21 protein-coding genes are annotated in these 20,903 nt (G+C 56.7%); 9 read left to right on the top strand and 12 right to left on the bottom strand.

Going from position 1 to position 20,903, the window contains the following annotated elements:
• Nucleotides 1–3: 3 nt before the first annotated feature.
• Together K5845_RS05175 and K5845_RS05170 are read right to left on the bottom strand one after the other, a co-directional pair.
• On the bottom strand, nt 4–1,692 hold the full coding sequence (locus K5845_RS05175; protein WP_287958524.1) for a Clp protease N-terminal domain-containing protein: 1,689 nt from the start codon (nt 1,690–1,692) through the stop codon (nt 4–6).
• A gap of 225 nt (nt 1,693–1,917) precedes the next feature.
• Nucleotides 1,918–2,598 carry an SOS response-associated peptidase gene (locus tag K5845_RS05170; RefSeq protein ID WP_090227792.1) on the bottom strand — a complete coding sequence of 227 codons (681 nt, stop codon included), beginning with the start codon at nt 2,596–2,598 and terminating at the stop codon, nt 1,918–1,920.
• An 81-nt stretch (nt 2,599–2,679) separates the two neighbouring features.
• On the opposite strand from K5845_RS05170, the gene K5845_RS05165 reads away from it, so the two are divergent.
• The 3 genes from K5845_RS05165 to K5845_RS05155 all read left to right on the top strand — a co-directional run bounded on the left by K5845_RS05165 (nt 2,680) and on the right by K5845_RS05155 (nt 4,013).
• Nucleotides 2,680–3,147, top strand: coding sequence for an NUDIX hydrolase (locus tag K5845_RS05165; RefSeq protein ID WP_287958523.1), 468 nt, complete (start codon nt 2,680–2,682; stop codon nt 3,145–3,147).
• A 30-nt stretch (nt 3,148–3,177) separates the two neighbouring features.
• On the top strand, nt 3,178–3,561 hold the full coding sequence (locus K5845_RS05160) for a TIGR02301 family protein (RefSeq protein ID WP_046475381.1): 384 nt from the start codon (nt 3,178–3,180) through the stop codon (nt 3,559–3,561).
• A 194-nt stretch (nt 3,562–3,755) separates the two neighbouring features.
• Nucleotides 3,756–4,013, top strand: coding sequence for a hypothetical protein (locus tag K5845_RS05155; protein ID WP_046475385.1), 258 nt, complete (start codon nt 3,756–3,758; stop codon nt 4,011–4,013).
• Here K5845_RS05155 and K5845_RS05150 read toward each other — a convergent pair.
• Nucleotides 4,010–4,681 carry a LysE family translocator gene (locus K5845_RS05150; RefSeq protein ID WP_046475389.1) on the bottom strand — a complete coding sequence of 224 codons (672 nt, stop codon included), beginning with the start codon at nt 4,679–4,681 and terminating at the stop codon, nt 4,010–4,012. The genes K5845_RS05155 and K5845_RS05150 overlap by 4 nt on opposite strands.
• Before the next feature lie 284 nt (nt 4,682–4,965).
• Between K5845_RS05150 and K5845_RS05145 the strand changes: the two genes are divergently transcribed.
• Nucleotides 4,966–5,508, top strand: coding sequence for a hypothetical protein (locus tag K5845_RS05145; protein WP_287958522.1), 543 nt, complete (start codon nt 4,966–4,968; stop codon nt 5,506–5,508).
• A gap of 210 nt (nt 5,509–5,718) precedes the next feature.
• Nucleotides 5,719–6,477 carry a L,D-transpeptidase gene (locus tag K5845_RS05140; RefSeq protein ID WP_046475392.1) on the top strand — a complete coding sequence of 253 codons (759 nt, stop codon included), beginning with the start codon at nt 5,719–5,721 and terminating at the stop codon, nt 6,475–6,477.
• Nucleotides 6,478–6,517: 40 nt separating this feature from the next.
• Here the strand turns inward: K5845_RS05140 and K5845_RS05135 are convergent, their stop codons facing one another.
• From K5845_RS05135 to ygfZ, 4 genes are all read right to left on the bottom strand, one after another.
• Entirely contained in the window at nt 6,518–7,543 is a 1,026-nt protein-coding gene (locus tag K5845_RS05135) for an NUDIX hydrolase (RefSeq protein WP_244512410.1), read from the bottom strand.
• A gap of 276 nt (nt 7,544–7,819) precedes the next feature.
• Entirely contained in the window at nt 7,820–8,404 is a 585-nt protein-coding gene (locus K5845_RS05130; protein WP_046479751.1) for an HD domain-containing protein, read from the bottom strand.
• A gap of 98 nt (nt 8,405–8,502) precedes the next feature.
• Nucleotides 8,503–9,108 carry a DNA-3-methyladenine glycosylase I gene (locus K5845_RS05125; protein WP_287958521.1) on the bottom strand — a complete coding sequence of 202 codons (606 nt, stop codon included), beginning with the start codon at nt 9,106–9,108 and terminating at the stop codon, nt 8,503–8,505.
• Between the two features lie 7 nt (nt 9,109–9,115).
• Nucleotides 9,116–10,003 (bottom strand): CAF17-like 4Fe-4S cluster assembly/insertion protein YgfZ, encoded by an 888-nt coding sequence (gene ygfZ, locus K5845_RS05120; RefSeq protein WP_046475402.1) that lies wholly within the window; start codon nt 10,001–10,003, stop codon nt 9,116–9,118.
• A gap of 110 nt (nt 10,004–10,113) precedes the next feature.
• Here ygfZ and K5845_RS05115 point away from each other — a divergent pair, with 110 nt between their 5' ends.
• Nucleotides 10,114–11,439 (top strand): dihydroorotase, encoded by a 1,326-nt coding sequence (locus K5845_RS05115; RefSeq protein WP_090227777.1) that lies wholly within the window; start codon nt 10,114–10,116, stop codon nt 11,437–11,439.
• Here the strand turns inward: K5845_RS05115 and K5845_RS05110 are convergent.
• From K5845_RS05110 to K5845_RS05100, 3 genes are all read right to left on the bottom strand, one after another.
• Nucleotides 11,436–13,052 carry a cisplatin damage response ATP-dependent DNA ligase gene (locus tag K5845_RS05110; protein ID WP_287958520.1) on the bottom strand — a complete coding sequence of 539 codons (1,617 nt, stop codon included), beginning with the start codon at nt 13,050–13,052 and terminating at the stop codon, nt 11,436–11,438. The genes K5845_RS05115 and K5845_RS05110 overlap by 4 nt on opposite strands.
• Nucleotides 13,053–13,059: 7 nt before the next feature.
• A complete protein-coding gene (locus tag K5845_RS05105; protein WP_046475414.1) occupies nt 13,060–14,079 on the bottom strand; it encodes a ligase-associated DNA damage response exonuclease in 1,020 nt (339 codons plus the stop codon).
• A gap of 88 nt (nt 14,080–14,167) precedes the next feature.
• Nucleotides 14,168–14,374 carry a YdcH family protein gene (locus K5845_RS05100; RefSeq protein WP_046479752.1) on the bottom strand — a complete coding sequence of 69 codons (207 nt, stop codon included), beginning with the start codon at nt 14,372–14,374 and terminating at the stop codon, nt 14,168–14,170.
• A gap of 286 nt (nt 14,375–14,660) precedes the next feature.
• Between K5845_RS05100 and K5845_RS05095 the strand changes: the two genes are divergently transcribed.
• Together K5845_RS05095 and K5845_RS05090 are read left to right on the top strand one after the other, a co-directional pair.
• Nucleotides 14,661–14,837 carry a YdcH family protein gene (locus K5845_RS05095; RefSeq protein ID WP_076605261.1) on the top strand — a complete coding sequence of 59 codons (177 nt, stop codon included), beginning with the start codon at nt 14,661–14,663 and terminating at the stop codon, nt 14,835–14,837.
• Nucleotides 14,838–15,100: 263 nt separating this feature from the next.
• A complete protein-coding gene (locus K5845_RS05090) occupies nt 15,101–15,895 on the top strand; it encodes a hypothetical protein (protein WP_046475419.1) in 795 nt (264 codons plus the stop codon).
• Nucleotides 15,896–15,905: 10 nt separating this feature from the next.
• On the opposite strand, the gene K5845_RS05085 is transcribed toward K5845_RS05090, so the two are convergent.
• Together K5845_RS05085 and K5845_RS05080 are read right to left on the bottom strand one after the other, a co-directional pair.
• Nucleotides 15,906–17,534 carry an acyl-CoA synthetase gene (locus K5845_RS05085; protein WP_287958519.1) on the bottom strand — a complete coding sequence of 543 codons (1,629 nt, stop codon included), beginning with the start codon at nt 17,532–17,534 and terminating at the stop codon, nt 15,906–15,908.
• 485 nt (nt 17,535–18,019) lie between these two features.
• A complete protein-coding gene (locus K5845_RS05080) occupies nt 18,020–18,778 on the bottom strand; it encodes a sulfite exporter TauE/SafE family protein (RefSeq protein WP_287958518.1) in 759 nt (252 codons plus the stop codon).
• 159 nt (nt 18,779–18,937) lie between these two features.
• On the opposite strand from K5845_RS05080, the gene K5845_RS05075 reads away from it, so the two are divergent.
• Nucleotides 18,938–20,860 (top strand): propionyl-CoA synthetase, encoded by a 1,923-nt coding sequence (locus K5845_RS05075; RefSeq protein ID WP_090227770.1) that lies wholly within the window; start codon nt 18,938–18,940, stop codon nt 20,858–20,860.
• Nucleotides 20,861–20,903 lie beyond the last annotated feature (43 nt).

The raw sequence follows: 20,903 nt of genomic DNA, 5'->3' as shown, positions 1-20,903 counted from the left end.
TCGCTACGTTGACGATGCACTGTCCTTGATGGCGCGTAGGTCTTCTTCGGTTTGCTTTACCGGGTTTGGCCAGCTTGCCGCGAGCCAGTCGTTTGTGCCGAACAGCCAATACCAGAAGCGATTTCGGCGATGATCGCGTTCCAGCGCTGCGCGATGTAGATCGTCGACGCGTTGAGACATGCGGTGAAGCTGCGCGACCGGGGCCTCGTTGCTGGCGTCGATACGCGCGAGGCGGGTTTCGATCGCTTGGACATGTTCAACGCTTGCGGAACGGAAGGCCTGGATGGCCATAGCCAGCGTGTGCTGGTTCTCATTCAGCGTCATGATGGCCTGATGCACTTCATCAAGCTTGAGCAGGTCAGCTTGGCGTGTGTCATCGATTGGCTGTGTCTGCCGCGAGAGTAGTGTCTCTATGGCTTCGAGACGCTGGGCATTTTTTTCGCGGAGTGCCTGCGCGGCTTCGCGGCTTGTCGTAAGTCCGGCGAGGCTGCTTTCAATTACCGATAGAACGTGGGCTCGAGCTTCCAATTGGGTGTTGGTTGCGGCATTGGCCCGTTCTTCTGCTTCTGAAAGCTTTGCGACTAAGGTCGCTTCGAGTGCATCAATCCGCGTGGCCGTATCGGTGTCGCTGCTCAGGCTCAGGAAGGCGGATTCGATTTCGCCAAGCCGGTCTTCTATTGGGCCCAGGTCAACGCCTGTGTCGCGGTTATCGGCGATGCGATTTTCGACAGATTCCAATCGCGCGGAAACGGCTGAGAGCGACCGTCCTGACTCGCCGGTTTCTTCTCGCACCACTTGTTCCAGTGCATCAAGGCGGGTGGCAATCTTTTCAAAGATACTTTCAATAACGGTAGATGACGCACCGGACGTTGGTGGGTTTCCGAGGTCTCGTTGCAGTTTTTTGAAGGTAGACGTGAGATTGTCGCGGTCTTTTGCGAGGTCATCGCTCAACGTCTGGATCATGCGTACGAGAGCGTCCAGGCGTGCGTTTTGTGTGTTGTCGTTGAGCGGTTGGGGGATGTTGTAGCGAACCGCACTGGCGGACGGAAAATGCTCGTCTGGATAACTTGGTCGCGCTGGGCGGCGTGGACGCTCCCGCGGCGTCGAATAATCGTTGTAGTCCGGCTCGAAGGCAGATGAGCGCGAGCGATAGTAGTCGCGATTGTTGACCAAGCTAAAGCGATGGAGGAGGTCGAGGCCTGGAAGATCCGGTCGCAGATCAACGAAGACCTGTAGGAGATCGGCAACGCCCGCCGGGCTCTTCCGGCGGAAGGCCAAGTGTGCTGCGGTTCGGAGCGCGTCTTCAAGGGCTGGCTGGCGCCGCGGCGCGCTGTCTTCTCCGTCCAATCCAACGGGAAGCTCGACAGCTATAACGATGCCACACTCGCGGCGAAGGCTGGCCACCCTGATGCGATAGCTTTCCAGAACTTCAGCGGCTTCTTCGACGCGGGTCAGGGCGTACAGCAGATGCTCGATACGCACTTCGCCCGAGCGGTGGGCGAGCGCGATTTCATAGGCGTGGTTACAACAGGAGAGCAGGAGGTCATCGACCCATATCGGACCGTGGCCGTCAGGTGGGGATGCAAGAGGATCCAAAATCGCGTCGGGGCCGGCTGTGTCAGAGTCGCCTTCACCTCGACCACTCCAGGTTCGCGTCGTGCGCAAATCCAGGTCTTCGCCTCTGTAGCCCATACTCACTCTCCCGATACGCGGGGTTCTGCTCGCTTACATCAAGCAATGCGCCCTATGGCCATCGCTCTAATCGCCCTGAACTCACTCGGTAAATTGCGCGTCTGGGCCGTGGCAGATTAACCGCACTCGAATTGGGAAGCGAGGGGGCAGACAGTATTCGCAATTGATTTGTTCAATTTACCAAGCAGGTGTGGCGAATGTGGCGGTGCCAAGCGGGCTGCGTCCTTACAATAACGTGTCAGGCATGTTGCGCTGGACTTCAGGAAAGTCGTTCCTGGGATTGTTCAGGTCTTTGGAAACGGGCGTAATCTCCAGAGACCTATCAGGAAGCGGACTTAGCAGCTTTTTGGCTTCCTGAGACCGGCCTGAACGACAATCGAGCCACTCATCGAATTGATCGGGCGTAAGAATGACCGGCATACGTTCGTGGATTGCCGCCATTTCGGCATTGGCCGTTGTGGTCAGAATGGCCATCGTTTCCAGTTCGCTGCCATCGGCGCCCAGCCAATGTTCCCAAAGCCCGGCGAGAGCAATGAGCCCGCCGTTTTTTGGTTTGATCAGGTGGGGTTGTTTGGCACCAGCGCGTCCGGTCCATTCGTAAAATCCGTCAGCAGGCACAAGGCAGCGGCGGTGACGGAGGGCGCTGCGGAATGACGGTTTTACGTCTGCGGTTTCGGCGCGCGCATTGATGAGCATTGCAAAGTTCATCGGGTCCTTGACCCAGGGTGGGATCAACCCCCACCGAACCAATGCCAATTCCCGCTGACCGCGCAGGCCATGACGGACAATCGCGACCGGTTGCGACGGCGCGATATTATAGCGGGGTGGAAAACCTGCATCGTTCGCATAACCAAAAAGGGTCCGAACAGCTTCAGGCGGTGATGTCAGGGTATAGCGTGAACACATGGTTTCGTATGGTAGAGTCGCATTAGAAAAATACCATGCCTGCTGCGATTGCGTCGGGTCAAGGAACGTAGGCTAGAGCGCATGTCGGTGCCGCAGAGAAAAGTCGTTTTGGCGGCTAGTGCCGTTATTTTCGAGGGCGGATCGGTTTTGCTCGTCGAGCGTGAGCATCCGCCTGCTGCAGGGTATTGGAGTTTTCCCGGTGGTCATATTTGTGCCGGGGAGGCCCCTCAGGCTGCGGCTATCCGCGAAGTTCGCGAAGAAACCGGTCTGGAACCTGAGATTTTGGGGTGCTTCTGTGAGCGTGAGATTGAAAGCCTCGGGCCGGATGGAAGCCGATCGACTACATATCAGCTCAGCGTGTTTGCGGGTGTGATAAGGGCTGGAGCAGTGCCGGTTGCGGCGAGCGATGCTGCGCAAGCTAGGTTCGTTCCCTTTGCCGAACTCGAACAGTATCGTCTGACGAGCGGAGCGGAGGATGTGATTCGGTCAGCGTGGGCGTATTTGTATGACGAAGTGCTTCAGGCGGGATTACGCCGCGGGGAAAGGTGATCCGACTTCATGGAGGGACAAACGCAAGTGATGAGGTGGCGCTTACGGAGTGCGGCGATCCTTCTTGCTCTCGGTGTCGTTGGGTCGGCGGGCTTTGGGACACACGCAGCGGAAGTGAAACCTTATGACGACAAGCTGATGAGGCTGTCCGAAATACTGGGTGCGGTGCACTATCTGCGCGAGTTATGTGGCGCCGGAGAGGATCAGCTCTGGCGAGACAAGATGCGTGATCTCATTAATGCTGAAGGTTCGAGCGCGCTCCGCCGCGCACAGCTAACGCGCAGTTTCAATAAAGGCTACAATAGTTACAGCCGCACTTATAATGCTTGCACTCAGTCAGCGAAGACGGCTGTTGATCGCTTTCTTGTTGAGGGCGTGGAGCTCTCGGAGAGCCTTGTGAAAGCTTATCCCTAACACGTCGCTTGGTCATCAGCATGGGCGGTTTCTACATCAGCGGTTTACAATGAATTGTTTTGCCAACTCCCGCCGACAAAGCGGCGTGCTACAGCCATACGAATGTCGGTCGCGCAGTTCCGTGTGCTCGCGGTCCGGTCATTGCGACGGTTAGGGGAGCCGTTTGCCAATTGCAGTAACGGGAGGACACAAGCATGCCGACAGCAGAATGGACTGACCCAAGTATCGATACAAGTGATGATACCGTGCGGGCATTGCAGCTAATTCTGACTGCGTGGGACGAGGGTGAGGAAAGCGGGGTTGCCCCCGAACTGATGGCTTACGCAGCTATCTTTGCTGCGATGACAGATCTCGTAACCTTGTTTGGCGAAGATGCGGTCGCAAAAATGGCCGGATCACTGGAACAACGTGTCAAGCTCGGCGAGTTCACGCTTCGCCAATCACGCCACTAATGAATTAGCGCGGTTATCAATTTAAAGACGATCTCGCCGATCAAAACGAGGCCGAATCCCATGAGTAGGATCCCGGCCCAGAGGTTGATGCGCGTGAGATGCTCTGGCTTGAAAATGTTACGTATTCGGCCGACCATGTAAGAGAGCCCGATCCACCAGGACAGGGAGCCAAGCATGACGGAGCCGACCATCAGAAAGGCCTCGCCGGGGCCGCGGACTTCGACGAACGTGCTCGCGCCGCCAAAGATGGCGAAGAGACCTAGGACGGCGCCTGGATTCGTTACCGTCAGAAGAAACGTTTTCGGGATATCCCAGACGTAGTTGCGCAGGGGACCGCCATTGGGCGCGCCGTTCTGGGGGCGTGTATAAGGTGGCGCATGTGCGTAAAGCCGCCAACCAAAATACAGTAGCACCAAGCCGCCGATGATCTGGATTGCCGCGCGATGGTAATCGACGACGCCGGTAATTGCGCCGACGCCCAACGCTGCGAATAGCGCAATCAGACCGTCGCCCAGCATTGCGCCGATGCCGGCAATGATTCCCGCGGCCATACCATGGGCAAGTGTGCGCTGAATGCACAACACATTGACCGGTCCCACCGGAGCGGCCACAAGAATGCCAATGAACATTCCGATCGGGATGATTAGCGGATTTGGGATAAAGCTCATTGGGTGGGCCACCGAGGAACGCCACAGTGGCAGTGCGCGTGTCCGGGTATACTGTCGGTTGCCACGGAGCGTAGGCGCGAAGCCGTCACACTTAAGTGGGGGAGTAGTTGATTATGTGCAGATCTATGTCGCGTTCTTCCAAGAATGTTAGTGCCTGTCGTGTAATCCCTCAATCGCTGTTCCTCCCGATATTGGCCGCCCAGTCCCCCTGGCGTAGGTTTCGACGGCTATTCCTAGTTGGGCTGTCTAGCATTGTCTATTGTGCGGGCCTTACGGCGGGCGTATTGGCGGAACCTACAGCGGGCGTCGTGGCGTCTCAGAAGGCCGAGATGCCACAGTCCGAGGGGGAGAAAAAGCCAGAGTTAGTGCGTGTTCCTTTGGGGGAGTTGCCCATTGCCGTGCAAGAAATGCGGGATGCGATCCTTGCAGGTGTAGTCCGCGGCGATTTTGACGAACTCAGAACGGCTATCGAATGGAACGAGCTGCGTCCGGACTTTGGTCTGGATGCGAACAGTGATCCGATCGCATATTGGAAGGCGAACATGGCCGGGGACGGGATTGAGATCCTCTCGATACTTGGCGAAATACTGCAAGGGCCGCCCGCGAAGCTTCCTATCGGGCCGGATCTTGAAAACAATGCGGTCTACGTTTGGCCCTACATGTCGGAGAAGCCGCCCGCTCAATTCACGCCGGGTGAAAAAGTTGAACTTTATAGGATGGTTGGTCCAGAGCAGGCTTCAGCAATCATCAAATCTGGCAAATGGACGTGGTATCGCCTTGCCATTGGGGCTGATGGCACGTGGCACACTTTTGCACAACATGACTAAAACTGTCTACGCCCGATCTCTCATGGGCAAGTAATCAATCTATATTTGCTTGAGCGCTCAAGATGCGGATACCGATCAATTTTTTGGGATCGGAACGTTCCTTGCGGGCATGGCATTTTCCCCCCATCTTTATGCAGGTTGTCGGTCATCGGAGGGAGGCTTGTCTGCGCTCTGTCGAGATCGGCGCAACGAGTAAGATGGAGAGTTCCCGTGCTGCAACGCCGTTTCGCAATTGCTGCGATCGCAGGATTCGCATTTAGTTCTCCGGTAGCGGCCCAATCCGGCATCACGTGGGAGAATGGCCAGCCGATTTTTCACTCATCTCCGCAGTATCAGGGTGCATATCAGCCGCCCAGATATAATTCGTACGGCGGGTATGGTGGGTATTACGACGACTATTATGGCGAACCGCGCCCAAAACGGCGACCTTCAAATGAGGTCCGTTCCGGGGGCGCGCGCCCACACATAGCCGCCAAGGCTCCACAGACGACTTCTTTCGTCAGTGATGAAGAGCCTGGCACCGTGATTATCGATACCAAGGCGCGAAAGCTCTACTACGTGCTGTCGCCGACTGCGGCCTACACCTATCCCATATCAGTGGGCCGCGAAGGCTTCTCGTGGACGGGTACCGAGCAGGTCAGCCGTGTTGCGGCTTGGCCAGATTGGCACCCACCGGCTGACATGCGGAAGCGCCAGCCCGAATTGCCGAAAAAGATGCTTGGCGGGTTGCGTAACCCGCTTGGCGCAAAAGCGATCTATCTTGGTAATACGCTTTATCGAATTCACGGGACCAATGACGCGAAGTCCATTGGGCGGGCGGCTTCATCAGGCTGCTTCCGCATGATGAACTCGCATGTGATGCATCTCGCGACGTTGGTCGGTGTCGGGACGACGGTAAAGGTCGTTAAGCATTGGCCGCCTTCCGGGAAAGGCGTCGTTGCCGTCGACAATCCTGGTGGTCCGTCCTAACGGACCACCACGTTCGGGCAAGGTTCAATCGCAGCGCGTCTTAAACGCGCTGCGGTTTCACTCTGACGCCCGGAGCAGGCCGTTCCAGTAGGACTTCACGACGGAAGCTGAAGAGTTTGGCGGGACGCCCACCGGTCCGCGTCTTCATTTGACCTGTCGGTTCGACGAGGCCGGCGCTTTCGACGAGGCGTCGGAAGTTTTGCTTGTGCAGATGTGGGCCAAGAATAGCTTCCACAGTTTTCTGCAATTCGAAGAGCGTGAACTCGTCGGGCATCAGTTCGAAGATGACCGGCCGATATTTAATTTTTGCGCGTACACGACCGATCGCTGTTGCCAGTATACGGCGGTGATCAAAACGCATCGGACTGCCGAGCGTCCGCTCGGGCACGTTCATCAGCGACGCTGCCTCGGGGCGATCCCTATGAGCTTCGGCAAGGAGCCCAGCTTCGTAGAGGAGTTCGAGGCGCTCCAGAACCTTTTCTTCGTCCCAGGCAACGCCATCAAAACCGAAGCATACGCGTATGCGTTGATTGCGGTCGAGCGGACGAGCCGATGATGGTCTGCCCTGGTTGCTTTGGGCCCATCGGCGGAGTTCCGGTTCCATGACACTGTCGAGAATTTCAGGGCGGCCTTTGCGCCAATCCTCCCAAGGGAAAAAATGATACCAGCTTCGCCAGGTTCCAGACTGAAGACCTTCCGCCTGGAGTGCGCGCGTTAAGGCGAGATAGCCGATGGATACGACAGGAGGTCTTGTGTCGCCGACCTGTGCGTGCCGGCCTCGATCCCCGAACGTGTACAGCTGTTCGACATAACCGAGTTCCAGGCCTGTTTGATCTGCGACCCACGAGCGCAAACCGATTTCTAACGTTCTGTGATCGATGGGTGAAAATGGTCCAAATGGCAAACCTTCTGTTGCTCCGGCAGCGTCGGCCGCGTCTTTGACCGTCAACACAACGGGCTCATCGTTCGTGACGGCGATGATAGCTGCGTTGAGTTCGATCTCGACGGTCGACTGCTCCAGATGCATCGAGGTTCGCAAGGGACCCCTCGGTACCGAGGTGGGCATCTCTGGGTGGCGCAGGTTTGCCTGAGACGTCATATGAGGCTCTCCGATGCGGTCTCTCGCATTCTTGTGATTGGGTCGAGCTAGAGGCCGATCATGGCGTTTTTCAGAACAGGTGTTTTGTACAAAATGATGCTAACTCGCTGATCATGCGAGTGTTCCCAAATTGTGCCTTAGTTCGTCGTGGCGGTATTCGCTCGATACCGCGGTATGTTTATGGCGCCGACTTGTCGTTTTGTAGGACTAAGTTGCGCAGTACAACGCAGATATGCTGTCAGCTCAGCGTGGCGTTGGATGCTTCGATAATAGTGCAAAACGGCGCAGGAAAAGATCTTGTGCTTCGGCGGCAGGGAAAGGTGTGAGTTTTTCCAGACGCATGCGTAGAGCCGCGGAAATACCGCTGGGCTTTCCAAAAAATCTCACCGCTTCGTTTCGCTCAAAGCCAGCAAGAACCGTTGCTTCGAAATAGGCCGCGATCCGATCAGCAGATTTTATTTCCGTGGCGACTTCGTCCGGTAAATTTGGTGGTAAGCCAAAGCGAAGGTGAATAGCTTCGTTCAATCTTATCTCAAAAGCTTTGTAGTCGAGACCGATCGCGGTCTTGAAGGGGCTAATGAGGTCGCCGACAACGTATTCTTGCGCATCATGGAGCAATGTCGCCAGCTTCCATGCGGATGACCACTTTGGATTTCGATTGGTGGCGATCTCTTCGACGATCAGCACATGCTGGGCTACCGATAGCGCGTGGTCTCCGATGGTCTGACCATTCCAACGCGCGACGCGGGCGAGACCATGGGCGATATCCTCGATCTCGATATCCAATGGTGAGGGGTCGAGGAGATCCAGCCGACGGCCTGAAAGCATGCGCTGCCAAGCGCGTGGAGGCGGTTGAGAGCTGCGTGAGATCGCGGTCTTCGCTGTTGGGGTTTTCTTGGGCTGTTTTGGGGTCATTCGTGTGCAGGCTAGCGGTTCTTGCTGTTGAGGGCGCGTTGTAGCTTCGCGCAGGGTGCATGCCGATGGCAGGAGACAAGGTGGTCGTTGACCATGCCCACCGACTGCATGAACGCGTAGACGGTCGTTGGGCCAACGAAGCGAAACCCTTCGGTTTTCAGTGCCTTCGAAATGCGTTTCGAGATATCGGTCTGCGCTGGGACATCTCCGAACTCGGTGTGTTTGTTGATGATCGGCTTTCCGTCGACGAACCCCCAAAGGAAATCCGACAAGCTCTGTCGGCGGCTTAATTCAAGGTACGCCCTTGCATTGGATATCGTGGCTTCAATCTTGCTGCGGTTCCGGACAATTCCTACGTCAGCCATCAGGCGGCTAATGTCCGAGGATCCGTATGCGGCGATCTTCTTGGCGTCGAAGTCATCGAAGGCGGTCCTAAAGTTCTGTCGCTTCCTCAAAATGGTCAGCCAGGAGAGGCCGGCCTGAAAGCCCTCCAGTACAAGCTTTTCGAAAAGCTCACGGTCGCCGAACTTCGGTACACCCCACTCTTCGTCGTGGTAGCGTGTATATTCTGCGTCTTCGATGCCGACCCAAGGACAGCGCGTTGTTTGTTTCGCCATTTCAGCTTTAATCCGCAGAGGCCGCAATTTTGAACGTTGCCCAATCGGGAAGATCGATACGGATGTGGGTATTGCCTGAAAGCAAGGGTTCGCCCTTGCTAGCGGCCTCTGCCGCGCGGTCGATGCGCAAGAGTGCCAGGGCACGGTTGCCCGACGTGCTCGCCAGGGTCCCAATTGCCGCCGTGCCTGCGCGCACCTCTGAACCCGGATCAGGCAGATAGCCGTCAGCGACGACAGGTACGATACGCTTACGCGCTGTCCCCCGGTGCTGCATTCGTGAGACGACTTCCTGGCCCACGAAGCAGCCTTTCGAGAAGGACACGCCGTTGAGTTGGTCGAATAGCGCTTCGTGGGGAAACGCGTCGCCGAACTCGTAGTCTTTACCGCCTTCAGGAACGCCGAGTGTGATGCGATGTGCATCGTAATCTTCTCGGGGAGCCGGGTCTGCTCCGATCTCGGCTGGTATTTTGTCGTTTGCGAGCGTCAAGAGGGCCCGGAAGCCAAGCGTGGGCAGACGCGGGTCGAGGAACGCGATGACCGAACCATCCTTGGGCATCGCGTCAATGCCGTCGTCCCAGATCGCTGTGACCGTATATTCTGCGGAGCAGTCGGTTATCTCGACATTTGACCTTAGTTTGTAAAGGTTAAGCCGCTGTATCAACGCTGGGATTTGGCTACGTGCAACTTCCAGAATGTAGCCGCCTTCGATTTTGGTAACGAAGAAATCGAACAGGATTTTTCCTTGCGGCGTTAGCAGGCCGGCATATATCGCCTGCTGGGTCGCCAGGAGACCCATATCGTTGGTGACGATGCCCTGCAGGAACGTCTGTGCGTCACGTCCGACAATGCTGACGACGCCCCGATCGGGTAGGAAGGCAGACTTTAATTGAGCCATGGTATGTCCAGGGTTGCGGTAATCTAGCAGTTTACGTATGCGGGAGGACGGATCGGGGCAAGTCGGATGCTCTCAATCTTCCATTTATATCGCGGTCTCAGGAGAAGCGCATGCCAGCAATATACGATGTCGTTGTGCGAGGGGGCACCGTCGTCAACCACGACGGCGAGAGTGTGCGCGACATTGGTATACGCGACGGGGGGATTGTCGAACTCGGTTCGATAGCGGCTGATGCCGCTGGCGAGGTGATCGACGCAAAGGGGCTCACGATTCTCCCTGGTGTTATTGACACACAGGTGCATTTCCGAGAGCCGGGTCTAACGCACAAGGAAGATCTTGAGACGGGTAGCCGCGCGGCCGTGATGGGCGGAGTGACTGCCGTTTTCGAGATGCCAAACACCAATCCCCTGACGACAAGTGCCGAGGCCTTGGCTGATAAGGTTTCGCGTGCGCGCCACCGGATGTTTTGCGACTTTGCTTTCTTCGTCGGTGGAACACGGGAAAATATCGAAGATATTCCTGTGCTTGAGCGATTGCCGGGTTCTGCGGGCATCAAAGTCTTTATGGGCTCCTCGACGGGCAACCTCCTGGTCGAAGACGATCCTTCGCTTGATGACATTATTGCCAAACTCAGCCGGCGCGCGTCGTTTCATGCTGAAGACGAGATGCGGCTCAACGAACGCAAGGATCTCAGGCTGGCAGGTGATCCGAGTTCGCACCCTGTCTGGCGAGATCCGGAAGCCGCTTTGATGGCGACTAAGCGACTTGTCGCGTTAGCGGAGAAGCACAAAAAACGCGTGCATGTGCTCCATATTTCGACGGCCGATGAAATGGCTTTTTTGGCAGACCATAAGGAATGGGCGAGTGTCGAAGTCACACCGCATCATCTGACATTGGTTGCGCCTGATTGTTATGAGCGTCTTGGTACGTATGCGCAGATGAACCCACCGGTGCGGGACGATACGCACAGACAAGGGTTGTGGCGGGGGTTGGCATCCGGTGTCGTTGATGTGCTGGGGTCAGATCACGCCCCGCATGCTCGCGAGGAGAAGGATCACGCCTACCCCGCGTCGCATTCCGGCATGACAGGCGTGCAGACTTTGGTTCCCATGATGTTGGATCACGTGAACGCAGGGCGTTTGTCGCTGCAACGTTTCGTTGATCTGACGAGCCATGGTCCGCAACGTCTTTTCGGAATTCGTGGAAAGGGCCGGATTGCAGTTGGATACGATGCCGACCTAACAATCGTCGACATGAAGCGGCGGGAGACAATCCGGAACGATTGGATCGAAAGCCGGTGCGGTTGGACGCCCTATGATGGCGTGACGGTCACGGGTTGGCCCGTCGGCACGATCGTGCGCGGACATCGCGCCATGTGGGAAGGGGAGCTTGCTCCTGCCGCATCCGGCGAAGCTGTACGCTTCTACGAAGGCTAGCCTCGTTTATCGAGCGATGGGGCTTTCAGAAGCGATTGCGCACGTGACAGCGTATCCGCTTCGCTGACGGGCTTGTCCCAGCGTATGCGCGCGATGCGGGGAAAGCGCATCGCGATGCCGGATTTGTGTCGCGTTGATTTCTGCAGTGCGTCGAAAGCAACCTCGAGCACAAGTTTGGGGGAGACAGCGCGCACGGGACCGAAGCGGTCGGTCGTGTTCGATCTGATGAAGCGATCCAGTTCCAAAAGCTCTGCGTCGGTGAAACCCGAGTAGGCTTTTCCCACGGGGACGAGTTCTGCTCCGTCGTCGGGGGCGTCCCGCCAGACGCCGAACGTGTAATCGGAATAGTACGATGACCGTTTGCCGGAGCCGCGCTGCGCGTACATCAGGACACAATCGAGGGTGAGGGGGGCTCGCTTCCATTTCCACCAATGGCCCCGGGGGCGTCCGGAAAGGTAGGGGCTGTCCTTGCGCTTCAGCATCAATCCCTCGATGCCTTCGGCGCGCGTGTTCTGCCAGAGGTGGGTGAGTTCATCGAAGGTGTTGAAGGGGACGAGCGGGCTCAGGTCTGTCGACAATGGTGGATGCGCTCGATGCCAGTGCTCAAGACGTTTGCGTCGTTCGATGAGCGGCAGGTCGCGCAGATCTTTTTCGTCGATTTGGAGTGAATCGTACAGGCGGATGTGTGCCGGGTAGTCGCGCACCATGCGCGCTGAGACCGTCTTGCGATTGAGGCGTTGCTGGAGATCGTTGAAGGGGGCGACTTCATCCTCGCGGACAACCAATAGCTCGCCGTCCAGAATACAGTTTCGCCCAGTAAAGGCTGTCACAATGTCGGGAAAGCCTGCAGAGATGTCATCGCCGGTTCGGGAGAAGAGACGGACCTCTCCTATCTGGGCTGCGACTTGAACGCGGATTCCATCCCACTTCCATTCTGCGAGCAGATCGTCGGGATCAAGTTTCGTGCGGTCTTCATCCTCGATCGGGTGTGCGAGCATCATCGGGCGGAAGACGGGACGTCCGCCCGGGTCGGGGCGTGGTCCATCGCCGTTTAGCCAGTCGAACAATGCGAGGTAGGGAGCGTCAACTGCGTGCCAGGATTCCTCGATTTCAGAAACGGGCTGCTCGAAGGCTTGGGCTAATGCGAGTTTTGCCAAGCGCGCTGATACGCCAACACGCGGGGCGCCACCGAGGAGTTTGAGAAGTGCAAAACGGCTGGACGGTTCAAGCGCGTCAAGCAGCCCTTTCAGGATTTCTGCGTGGCTCGAGTTGGGTGCGGTCGCGAACGCAGTGACAACGGAGTCAAGAGTTACTCTCGCACCATCGCGTTGGTATTCCGGCCGATCCGGCCATAGCAGTGCGACCGTTTCGGCCGTGTCGCCAACGTAGTCCCGCGACAAGTGATACAGGACCGGATCGACTATATCGGCCAGGATTTCTGGTAGGATCCGCCTTAGTGGGACCCGCAGAGGGAGCCCATCCGTTAGTGCGGCGAGTGCCCAGCCTCTGTCGGGGTCGGAGGTGGTCAGAAAGTAATCCGTCAGCAGAGACAGTTTGCGGTTGCGGCTTTGCGTGAAGGCAAGGCTGTCAACGAGGTTGGCAAAACGCTGCATATGCCCCCTACTCCGCTTCGTCCTCGAAGCCAACCAAGGCGAGCGCCTTGGCCTTGACCCCCATTTGAGACAATTGATGCACGAGGGCGTCATCGCGTCCGTGCGTGACCCAGATTTCCGCGGCGCCGGTTTCTCTGATGGTTCCGATCAATTCCGGCCAATCCGCATGGTCAGATATGACAAGCGGCAGTTCGACGCCGCGTTGCCGGGCCCGCGCACGGATCCGCATCCAGCCACTGGCGAAGGCTGATACCGAATCGGGAAAGCGACGCGACCAGCGATCTCCGAGCGCAGATGGCGGGCACATAATGATGCCTTGTGCGGTACCGCCCGGTTTTTCCGTATCGACGACGCGTAAGTCGCCGAGATCGTGGCCTAGGTCCTTATAGAGATCGCAGAGGCTGACGAGGGCGCCGTGCAGCCATATCGGATCATCGTAGCCTTCTTCACGCAGGAGCTTGATTACCCGCTGGCATTTGCCCAGGCCATAAACGCCTACAAGGTGCGGCCGGTCGGGTTCCAAGCGCAGGGATGCCAGCAATCGCTGAATTTCCTTTTGCGCTACTTCATGACGGAATACCGGAAGTGCGAAGGTCGCTTCGGTGACGAAAACATCGCAGTTTATGGGCTCGAACGCTTCGCACGTCGGGTCTGGGCTGCGCTTATAGTCTCCCGAAATAGCAATGCGACTTCCTTGATACTCGAGTACGACTTGGGCGGATCCCAATATGTGGCCCGCGGGCACGAGTTTCAGGTCGAGACCATTGATACGGTGTGTTTCGCCGTATGCGACCGTTTCGAACCGGCCGACGGCATCGGGACCGTAGCGGAGGCGCATGATCGCTGCGGTTTCGCTCGTTGTCAGAACAGCGTCATGGCCTGCACGGGCGTGATCGGCGTGACCATGGGTGATGACGGCGCGCGGAGTGGGGAGATGGGGATCGATGAAGAAATCGCCGGGTTCGCAATACAGACCCGCGTCCGTTGGATAAAGCCAACGTTCTGCGATGTGAGCCGAGTGTGTCATTACCGAGGGACCAAGTTTGCGTATCAGGCGTCTTGGCTCACTAAACGCGTGAGAGATGCCGGTGGTTCGGTAATCTTGAAACGGATCTTTAGGCGATGATGTCGGGCAGTAACTGATCTTCGATGACTTGGATGCGATCCTTGATTGCGAGTTTTCTCCGTTTCAGCCGTTTGATCAGAAGTTGATCGACCGCAGCCGAGCTTTCGAGCTCAACGATTTCCTCGTCGAGTGCCCGATGTTGCTCTCTCAACTGCACAAGTTCCTCGCGGAGTTCTCGTTCGCGTTCCCGCTGCATTTCACCACGCCGCTTGAGTTTGCCGCCATCAAACACGGCGCGCGCAATATTGTCGCGTTTGCACGATTTCGCAAGCCGTGAACGCGGTTTCTGAGGGGGACCCGAGGCTAGCTAAAGCAGCAATCCGGTTGGGGATAATGTAGGTGCCACCTCCCTTTCGGCGTATTTCGATAGAGACGGGCAAAACTGTTTAACGGCAATTAACGGGAGCGGTAGGGTGGACATAGACAACATGTCACCTATCTGTCACGATAACCATGCCTGAAACCTCAAACGGAGGGTCACGATGTCGCTTGAAGGTCATCTCGCTGAGCTCACAGAGAAGCACCGCCTGCTCGACCGACAGATAAGTGATGAATTGGGGAGACCAGGGTCTGATGACCTGCAGATCAGACGCCTCAAGCGCGAAAAACTGAAGATCAAGGAAGAGATCGAGCGTTTAAAACACGTTACACGCCATTGAAGTTCGAAGCCCCTGTGCGATGCGCCGGGGCTTTCTATTTTTTGCGGATGAACTGATGCGGGGTAATGGTTGCATCGGTTGAATTTCGCTATCGTGCGGTGAGGCGAAGCTGGCCGACATGTAGCGCGTAGCGTCACGTGGGTTCGTTGTGCCTGACGACTGCCCGGTGTGATCGGCTGGCGCTTGCAATCGCTGTGTAATTCGGAATGCTCCTTCAAGAGCGCGCTGTTGATTCGTGGCGCGCGTCAGATGGATCTTGAGGGATGCCCGCACCCAATCCAGTTCGACAAAGAGCGGCTCGCGATAAGCTTGCCGGCCTGTTCGCACACCCATCCAGTGTCTTCATCATTCACTATGCTTGTCAGAGTTTCGATGCGGAAGAGGCGCTGGGGTCACCGTGTGTTACAGCCATAGCGGCTCGGCATCTGGAAAGCGGCGAAACTAGCGTCTTTTCGATTCATATCGAGGCCGAGCTACGAAGGCTTGGTCCGATCCAGGTTCTGAGTCGGATCGAAGAGCTCGAATGCGCGATGCTTGCCAAGTTTTTCGATTTTCTGGCGACCAATCGCATGATGCGGTTCGTGCACTGGAATATGCGCGATGCGATGTACGGTTTTGCCGCTGTCGAACATCGCTATCGGGTGCTCGGGCGAGAACCGTTCTGCTTGCCTGAGTCGCAAAAGCTCGATTTGGCTCGCCTTCTTATTGATATGTACGGCAGCGCTTATGTCGAGCGGCCTTATCTGGAAGGGCTTGCGATACGGAATGATCTCGCACTTCAAGGCTTTCTGTCCGGCCCGATCGAAGCAGAGGCATTCGAGCGGGGCAACTATGCGCTCGTTCAGCGTTCTGTGTTGGCCAAGGTGCGGTTGCAGTTCGATATCCTGCATCTTGCCCACGATCGGACGCTAAAGACACGCGCGAATTGGTGGACGCTGAACACGGCGCGCTTGCGAGAGGCCGTTGAGCTGTTTGAGGACAACCCAGTGAAAGCTCTGGCGGGCCTTGGCTTTGCGGGATTAAGCGCGGGGTTTCTGGTTATCTGGCGGCTGTTCTAGAGACCGCCAGTTAGTCAGCCTTCGCAATATCACGCAGTTTGAATTTCTGGATCTTTCCGGTGGGAGTCTTCGGGATTTCAGAGAAGACGACGTAGCGCGGGCACTTGTAATGAGCGAGCCGCTCGCGGCACCATGCGATGATGTCTTCCGCCGTGGTGGATGTCTCCGGCTTCAGCTCAACGAATGCGCAGGGCGTTTCACCCCATTTTTCGTCGGGCTTCGCGACGACGGCGCAATACGCGACAGAGGGATGTTTGTAGATCACGTCTTCGACTTCAATCGAAGAGATGTTTTCGCCGCCGGATATGATGATGTCCTTTGAACGATCCTTCAGCTGGATGTAGCCATCGGGATGCAGGACACCAAGGTCGCCCGAGTGAAACCATCCACCAGCAAATGCTTCTTCGGTCGCTTCGGTGTTTTTCAGGTAGCCTTTCATGACGATGTTGCCACTGAACATGACCTCGCCAAGCGATTCTCCATCCGCGGGAACCTGTTGCATGGTCAGAGGATCGAGCACCGTGAGTCCTTCGAGCGCAACGTAACGGACACCCTGGCGTACGCGCTTTTGTGCGATGGCTTCCGGGCTGAGATTATCCCACTCAGAATTCCACTCGTTGATTGTTGCCGGCCCGTAGGTCTCGGTGAGCCCATAAAGGTGCGTTAGATCAAAGCCTGCTTCGACCATGCGGTCGAGAACTGCCTGTGGTGGAGGTGCTGCGGCGTGATTGAAGGCGACGCGGTGGGTAATTTCGCGCTTTTCATCCGGGTTTGCGTTCAACAGCGTCGACATCACAATCGGAGCGCCGGAGAGATGAGTGACGCGGTGGTCGGCGATGGCGTCGTACATACCTTTAGCGCGGACCCATCTCAGGCAAACGTGCGTTCCTGCAACGGCGGAAAGCGACCACGGGAAACACCAGCCGTTGCAATGGAACATTGGCAGGGTCCAGAGGTAGACGGGATGCGCCTGCATGCCGGTTGCCAGCGTGTTTGCATAGCACATCAGGGCGGCGCCGCGATGATGGTAGACGACGCCTTTGGGGTTGCCGGTGGTGCCAGATGTGTAGTTGAGGGCGATGGCGTCCCACTCGTCGTCCGGCATCTTCCATTGGAAGCTCGGATCACCCTTCGCGATGAATTCCTCGTAATCCGTATAGGACAGAGGCTCGCCATCCTGGGGGAATTCCAGATCGTTGTAGTCGATGACAAGTGGTTTCACTGTTGCGAGCGTCAAAGCTTCTCGCGCTACGGCAGCGAACTCGCGGTCGACAATCAATACCTTGGCTTCGGCATGGTCGAGTTGGAACGCAATAACGCTGGCGTCCAGCCTGGTGTTGATCGAGTGAAGGACGGCGCCGATCATTGGGACGCCGTAGTGTGCCTCAAGCATTGGCGGCGTGTTGGCCAGCATTACGGATACAGTGTCCCCCTTGCCGATGTAGCGTGTTGCAAGGGCGGAAGCGAGTTGTCGGCTACGGGCGTAAAAATCGGCATATGACGTACGTTGCTTGCCATGAATGATGGCGGTGTGCCGGGGATAAACGAGCGCCGCGCGTGACAAGAATGTGAGCGGCGTCAGCGGCTGGTAATTGGCTGCATTCTTGTCGAGGTTCTGCTCAAAAGGATTGGCGGACATCTTTCACCAGGGTCAGTATGTTCGATTCAAATAAGCCCAGCTATCTAACCGAGCATGGACAGGGCGTTCCGGCGTTATGGGCGTGTGGTTTTGTCATTCACCCGTGGAGTTATCAATGCACGAGGTGTCGTTTTCCGGCAATATGACCAGTGCATTGAGCGTCTCTTCAAGGTTGGGGTGAGGCGATTGAGGACACGTGCGATAAATCTGTGATATACATTTCCATACTCTCAAGGTGGCAATTGCCGTGTTATGAATACGTGATATTTTTGGAATTGTGCGCGTCGGCTTAGGATGGCGGAGACGTAGCAATGAGCAGTCCGAGCAGATTAGACAGCATCGGCCTCTGGATACTTATGACACTTATCGCTCTTACCCCATTGCTCATTGAGTAATTTGGATCGGGTTGGCGGCCTTGAGTGTGATGAAACGTTGGCTGCAAGCTGGTTGCGCTGTCTGATGGTCTTTCGCCTGACAGGCGTTCGTCAAAGCAGCGCACTGACGGCATCCCAAATCAGCTTAAGCGAAATCAAAAGCAGACATGCGTAGGCGATTCGGTAGAAGGGCTCCTGTGGAATTCTGCGTGTCAGCCATACACCGATAAGTGTCGCTATGGGGGCTAACGGCAAGAGCACCGCCATTGTGGACATGTTTGCCAAGCTGAATTGGCCTAGAGCTGCATAAGGGATGACCTTCACGAGGTTCACCGTCGTAAAGAACATGACGGAAGTCGCCACAAAGACGGCGTTCGGCAGCCGTTGTGGCAGCATGTAGACCTGAAACGGCGCCGAGCCAGCGTGACTGACGAAGCTGGTGAATCCGGCCACGACACCCCAAAATGAACCCTTGAGAACGTTCGGGCCTTTGGCTGATTCTGTGCGTCCATGCAACTTTATCCAATAGTCGAGGCTAAAGACGAGCCCTACGACTCCAACGATAAGCCGCACATGAGATTCGGTTACGATGGCGGCAGTGGCCCAACCTATGCCGACGCCAATTACCGCGGCCGGTAGCAGGATGCGCAAGTTCACCGGGTCGAATTCTCGCCTGTAGGCGTAGACGCCGATCAAATCCATGACAATCAGGATTGGAAGCATGATGGCAGCAGCTTCGACGGGAGAAATGGCCAAGGCCATGATCGGCACTGAGAACCCGCCGAGGCTGCCTAAAAAGCCGCCCTTGGCGAGCCCCATCAGGAAAACTGCGGGAATTGCTACAGCGTAAAAGTAGGGGTCGGTGATCATCGGCTCTTGGCGAGGCGGCACGTGTGCCTGAGCATTGGGTGACGTATCTCTGGGTGTGCGTGTTGCGACGTCGGGAAGGCGCAGAAATTATTGCGCTTGAGGGGTGCGCAGTGCTCTCATAGCGGAATAATCAAACAATTCCCATGGGAGCGCGCCGTAATGACATCCTCGCAGAGCCGTTATTTTGAGGTGTACGACTCGTGGAAGAGGGATCCTGAAGGTTTTTGGGCCGAGGCAGCCAAGGACATCTCCTGGTATCGTCTTTGGGACAAAGTACACGATCCCTACGCGGGGCATCATGGGGCGTGGTTCGCTGGGGCCGAGTGCAATACCGCTTACAACTGTCTTGACCGTCATGTCGAAGCGGGACGCGGTGATCAAACGGCTCTCATCTACGACAGCCCGGTTACGGGAACCGTCAAAACGTTCTCCTACACTGAACTGACGGCAGAAGTTGCACGCTTGGCGCATGTCCTCATCGAACTTGGGGTCAGGACCGGCGACAGGGTCGTCATTTATATGCCGATGATCCCGGAAGCGGTTATCTCCATGTTGGCGTGCGCCCGCATCGGGGCTGTTCATTCGGTGGTTTTTGGCGGTTTCGCAGCGGCTGAATTGGCAACCCGTATCGATGATTCCAAACCTGTTGCTATTCTCTCTACGTCCTGCGGGATCGAAGGCAGCCGTGTTGTTCCCTACAAACCGCTTATTGATGCTGCGATTGAACGTGCGCAACACAAACCGCGTTATTGTCTCATTCTCAAGCGGCCGATGGCAGAAGCCACTTTGATTCCCGGTCGCGATCTCGATTGGCAGGAAATGCTCGAGCGTGGGAATGGGGCGACTGTCGGTCCCGTCGCAGTAAAGGCGACCGATCCGCTTTACGTACTTTACACATCCGGTACGACTGGAAAGCCAAAAGGGGTCGTTCGCGATAACGGCGGCCACATGGTGGCTCTAAAATGGACGATGCCCAATTTCTACGACATCGCACCTGGTGAGGTTTTCTGGGCGGCTTCCGATGTTGGCTGGGTCGTGGGGCATTCGTACGTCTGTTATGCGCCGCTGCTTCACGGTGCGACGACGCTGGTCTATGAGGGCAAGCCTGTCGGGACACCGGATGCGGGTGCTTTTTGGCGCGTGATTTCCCAGCACAAAGTGTCCGCTTTGTTTACGGCTCCGACGGCATTCCGCGCAATTAAGAAGGAAGATCCGGAAGGCAACCTTGTTCGGGACTATGATCTCTCAAGTCTGCGTACTCTCTTCCTTGCCGGCGAGCGAGCTGATCCGGAAACCCTGAAATGGGCTGAAACCAAGCTGCAAGTTCCTGTGATTGATCACTGGTGGCAGACGGAAACGGGTTGGGCGATTGCCGGCAATCCGGTTGGGCTCGGACTGTTGCCAGTCAAGTATGGTTCTCCGACAGTGCCGATGCCGGGCTATGCTCTCGACGTGTTGGACGAGGTGGGAAATTTGCTACCGTGCGGCAAGCAAGGGACTATCGCGATCAAACTGCCGTTGCCCCCAGGATGTTTGCCCACGCTTTGGCAGGATGATCAGCGTTTTCGCAGCAGCTATCTCACGCAGTTTCCGGGGTACTATTCGACCTCAGACGCCGGGTTCCTTGACGAAGACGGTTACGTTTATGTGATGGCGCGTACGGATGACGTTATCAACGTCGCTGGGCATCGTCTCTCGACGGGACAGATGGAAGAGGTCGTCGCGCAGCACAAAGATGTTGCCGAGTGTGCGGTGATTGGCGTTCAAGACTCGCTCAAAGGGCAACTTCCCGCGGGGTTTGTTGTGTTGAACGCCGGTGTGGATCGGGAGGCTTCCGAAGTGGAGGCTGAGGTCGTCCAACTCGTGCGGGACGTCATCGGCCCGGTCGCGGCTTTCAAGACCGTAATGGTGGTCAATCGTCTTCCGAAGACGCGTTCGGGCAAGATACTGCGCGGAACGATGCGGCAGATGGCTGACGGACAGGCCTGGGCGATGCCCGCCACCATCGATGACCCGGCGATCCTTGAAGAGATAAAAGCTGTTCTGGAGCTGCGGGGGCTAGCGCAGGCCAAAATTGTTTAGGCCGCAAATATCGACCGCTTTAAGGAACTCACGAATCGCGAGG

This window comes from Filomicrobium sp. (assembly GCF_025698805.1).
Taxonomy (GTDB): Bacteria; Pseudomonadota; Alphaproteobacteria; order Rhizobiales; family Hyphomicrobiaceae; genus Filomicrobium; species Filomicrobium insigne.
This window is presented reverse-complemented; position numbering and strand designations above follow the sequence as displayed.

Bases quoted from the DNA above. Each gene is read 5' to 3' on its own strand.
- K5845_RS05135 (WP_244512410.1), bottom strand. From the start codon at position 7,543: ATGCCCACCTCGGTACCGAGGGGTCCCTTGCGAACCTCGATGCATCTG.
- K5845_RS05130 (WP_046479751.1), bottom strand. From the start codon at position 8,404: ATGCTTTCAGGCCGTCGGCTGGATCTCCTCGACCCCTCACCATTGGAT.
- K5845_RS05105 (WP_046475414.1), bottom strand. From the start codon at position 14,079: ATGACACACTCGGCTCACATCGCAGAACGTTGGCTTTATCCAACGGAC.
- K5845_RS05125 (WP_287958521.1), bottom strand. From the start codon at position 9,108: ATGGCGAAACAAACAACGCGCTGTCCTTGGGTCGGCATCGAAGACGCA.
- K5845_RS05175 (WP_287958524.1), bottom strand. From the start codon at position 1,692: ATGGGCTACAGAGGCGAAGACCTGGATTTGCGCACGACGCGAACCTGG.
- K5845_RS05075 (WP_090227770.1), top strand. From the start codon at position 18,938: ATGACATCCTCGCAGAGCCGTTATTTTGAGGTGTACGACTCGTGGAAG.
- K5845_RS05160 (WP_046475381.1), top strand. From the start codon at position 3,178: ATGAGGTGGCGCTTACGGAGTGCGGCGATCCTTCTTGCTCTCGGTGTC.
- K5845_RS05165 (WP_287958523.1), top strand. From the start codon at position 2,680: ATGTCGGTGCCGCAGAGAAAAGTCGTTTTGGCGGCTAGTGCCGTTATT.
- K5845_RS05085 (WP_287958519.1), bottom strand. From the start codon at position 17,534: ATGTCCGCCAATCCTTTTGAGCAGAACCTCGACAAGAATGCAGCCAAT.
- K5845_RS05080 (WP_287958518.1), bottom strand. From the start codon at position 18,778: ATGATCACCGACCCCTACTTTTACGCTGTAGCAATTCCCGCAGTTTTC.
- K5845_RS05155 (WP_046475385.1), top strand. From the start codon at position 3,756: ATGCCGACAGCAGAATGGACTGACCCAAGTATCGATACAAGTGATGAT.
- K5845_RS05090 (WP_046475419.1), top strand. From the start codon at position 15,101: ATGCCCGCACCCAATCCAGTTCGACAAAGAGCGGCTCGCGATAAGCTT.
- K5845_RS05110 (WP_287958520.1), bottom strand. From the start codon at position 13,052: ATGCAGCGTTTTGCCAACCTCGTTGACAGCCTTGCCTTCACGCAAAGC.
- K5845_RS05170 (WP_090227792.1), bottom strand. From the start codon at position 2,598: ATGTGTTCACGCTATACCCTGACATCACCGCCTGAAGCTGTTCGGACC.
- K5845_RS05150 (WP_046475389.1), bottom strand. From the start codon at position 4,681: ATGAGCTTTATCCCAAATCCGCTAATCATCCCGATCGGAATGTTCATT.
- ygfZ (WP_046475402.1), bottom strand. From the start codon at position 10,003: ATGGCTCAATTAAAGTCTGCCTTCCTACCCGATCGGGGCGTCGTCAGC.
- K5845_RS05095 (WP_076605261.1), top strand. From the start codon at position 14,661: ATGTCGCTTGAAGGTCATCTCGCTGAGCTCACAGAGAAGCACCGCCTG.
- K5845_RS05100 (WP_046479752.1), bottom strand. From the start codon at position 14,374: ATGCAGCGGGAACGCGAACGAGAACTCCGCGAGGAACTTGTGCAGTTG.
- K5845_RS05115 (WP_090227777.1), top strand. From the start codon at position 10,114: ATGCCAGCAATATACGATGTCGTTGTGCGAGGGGGCACCGTCGTCAAC.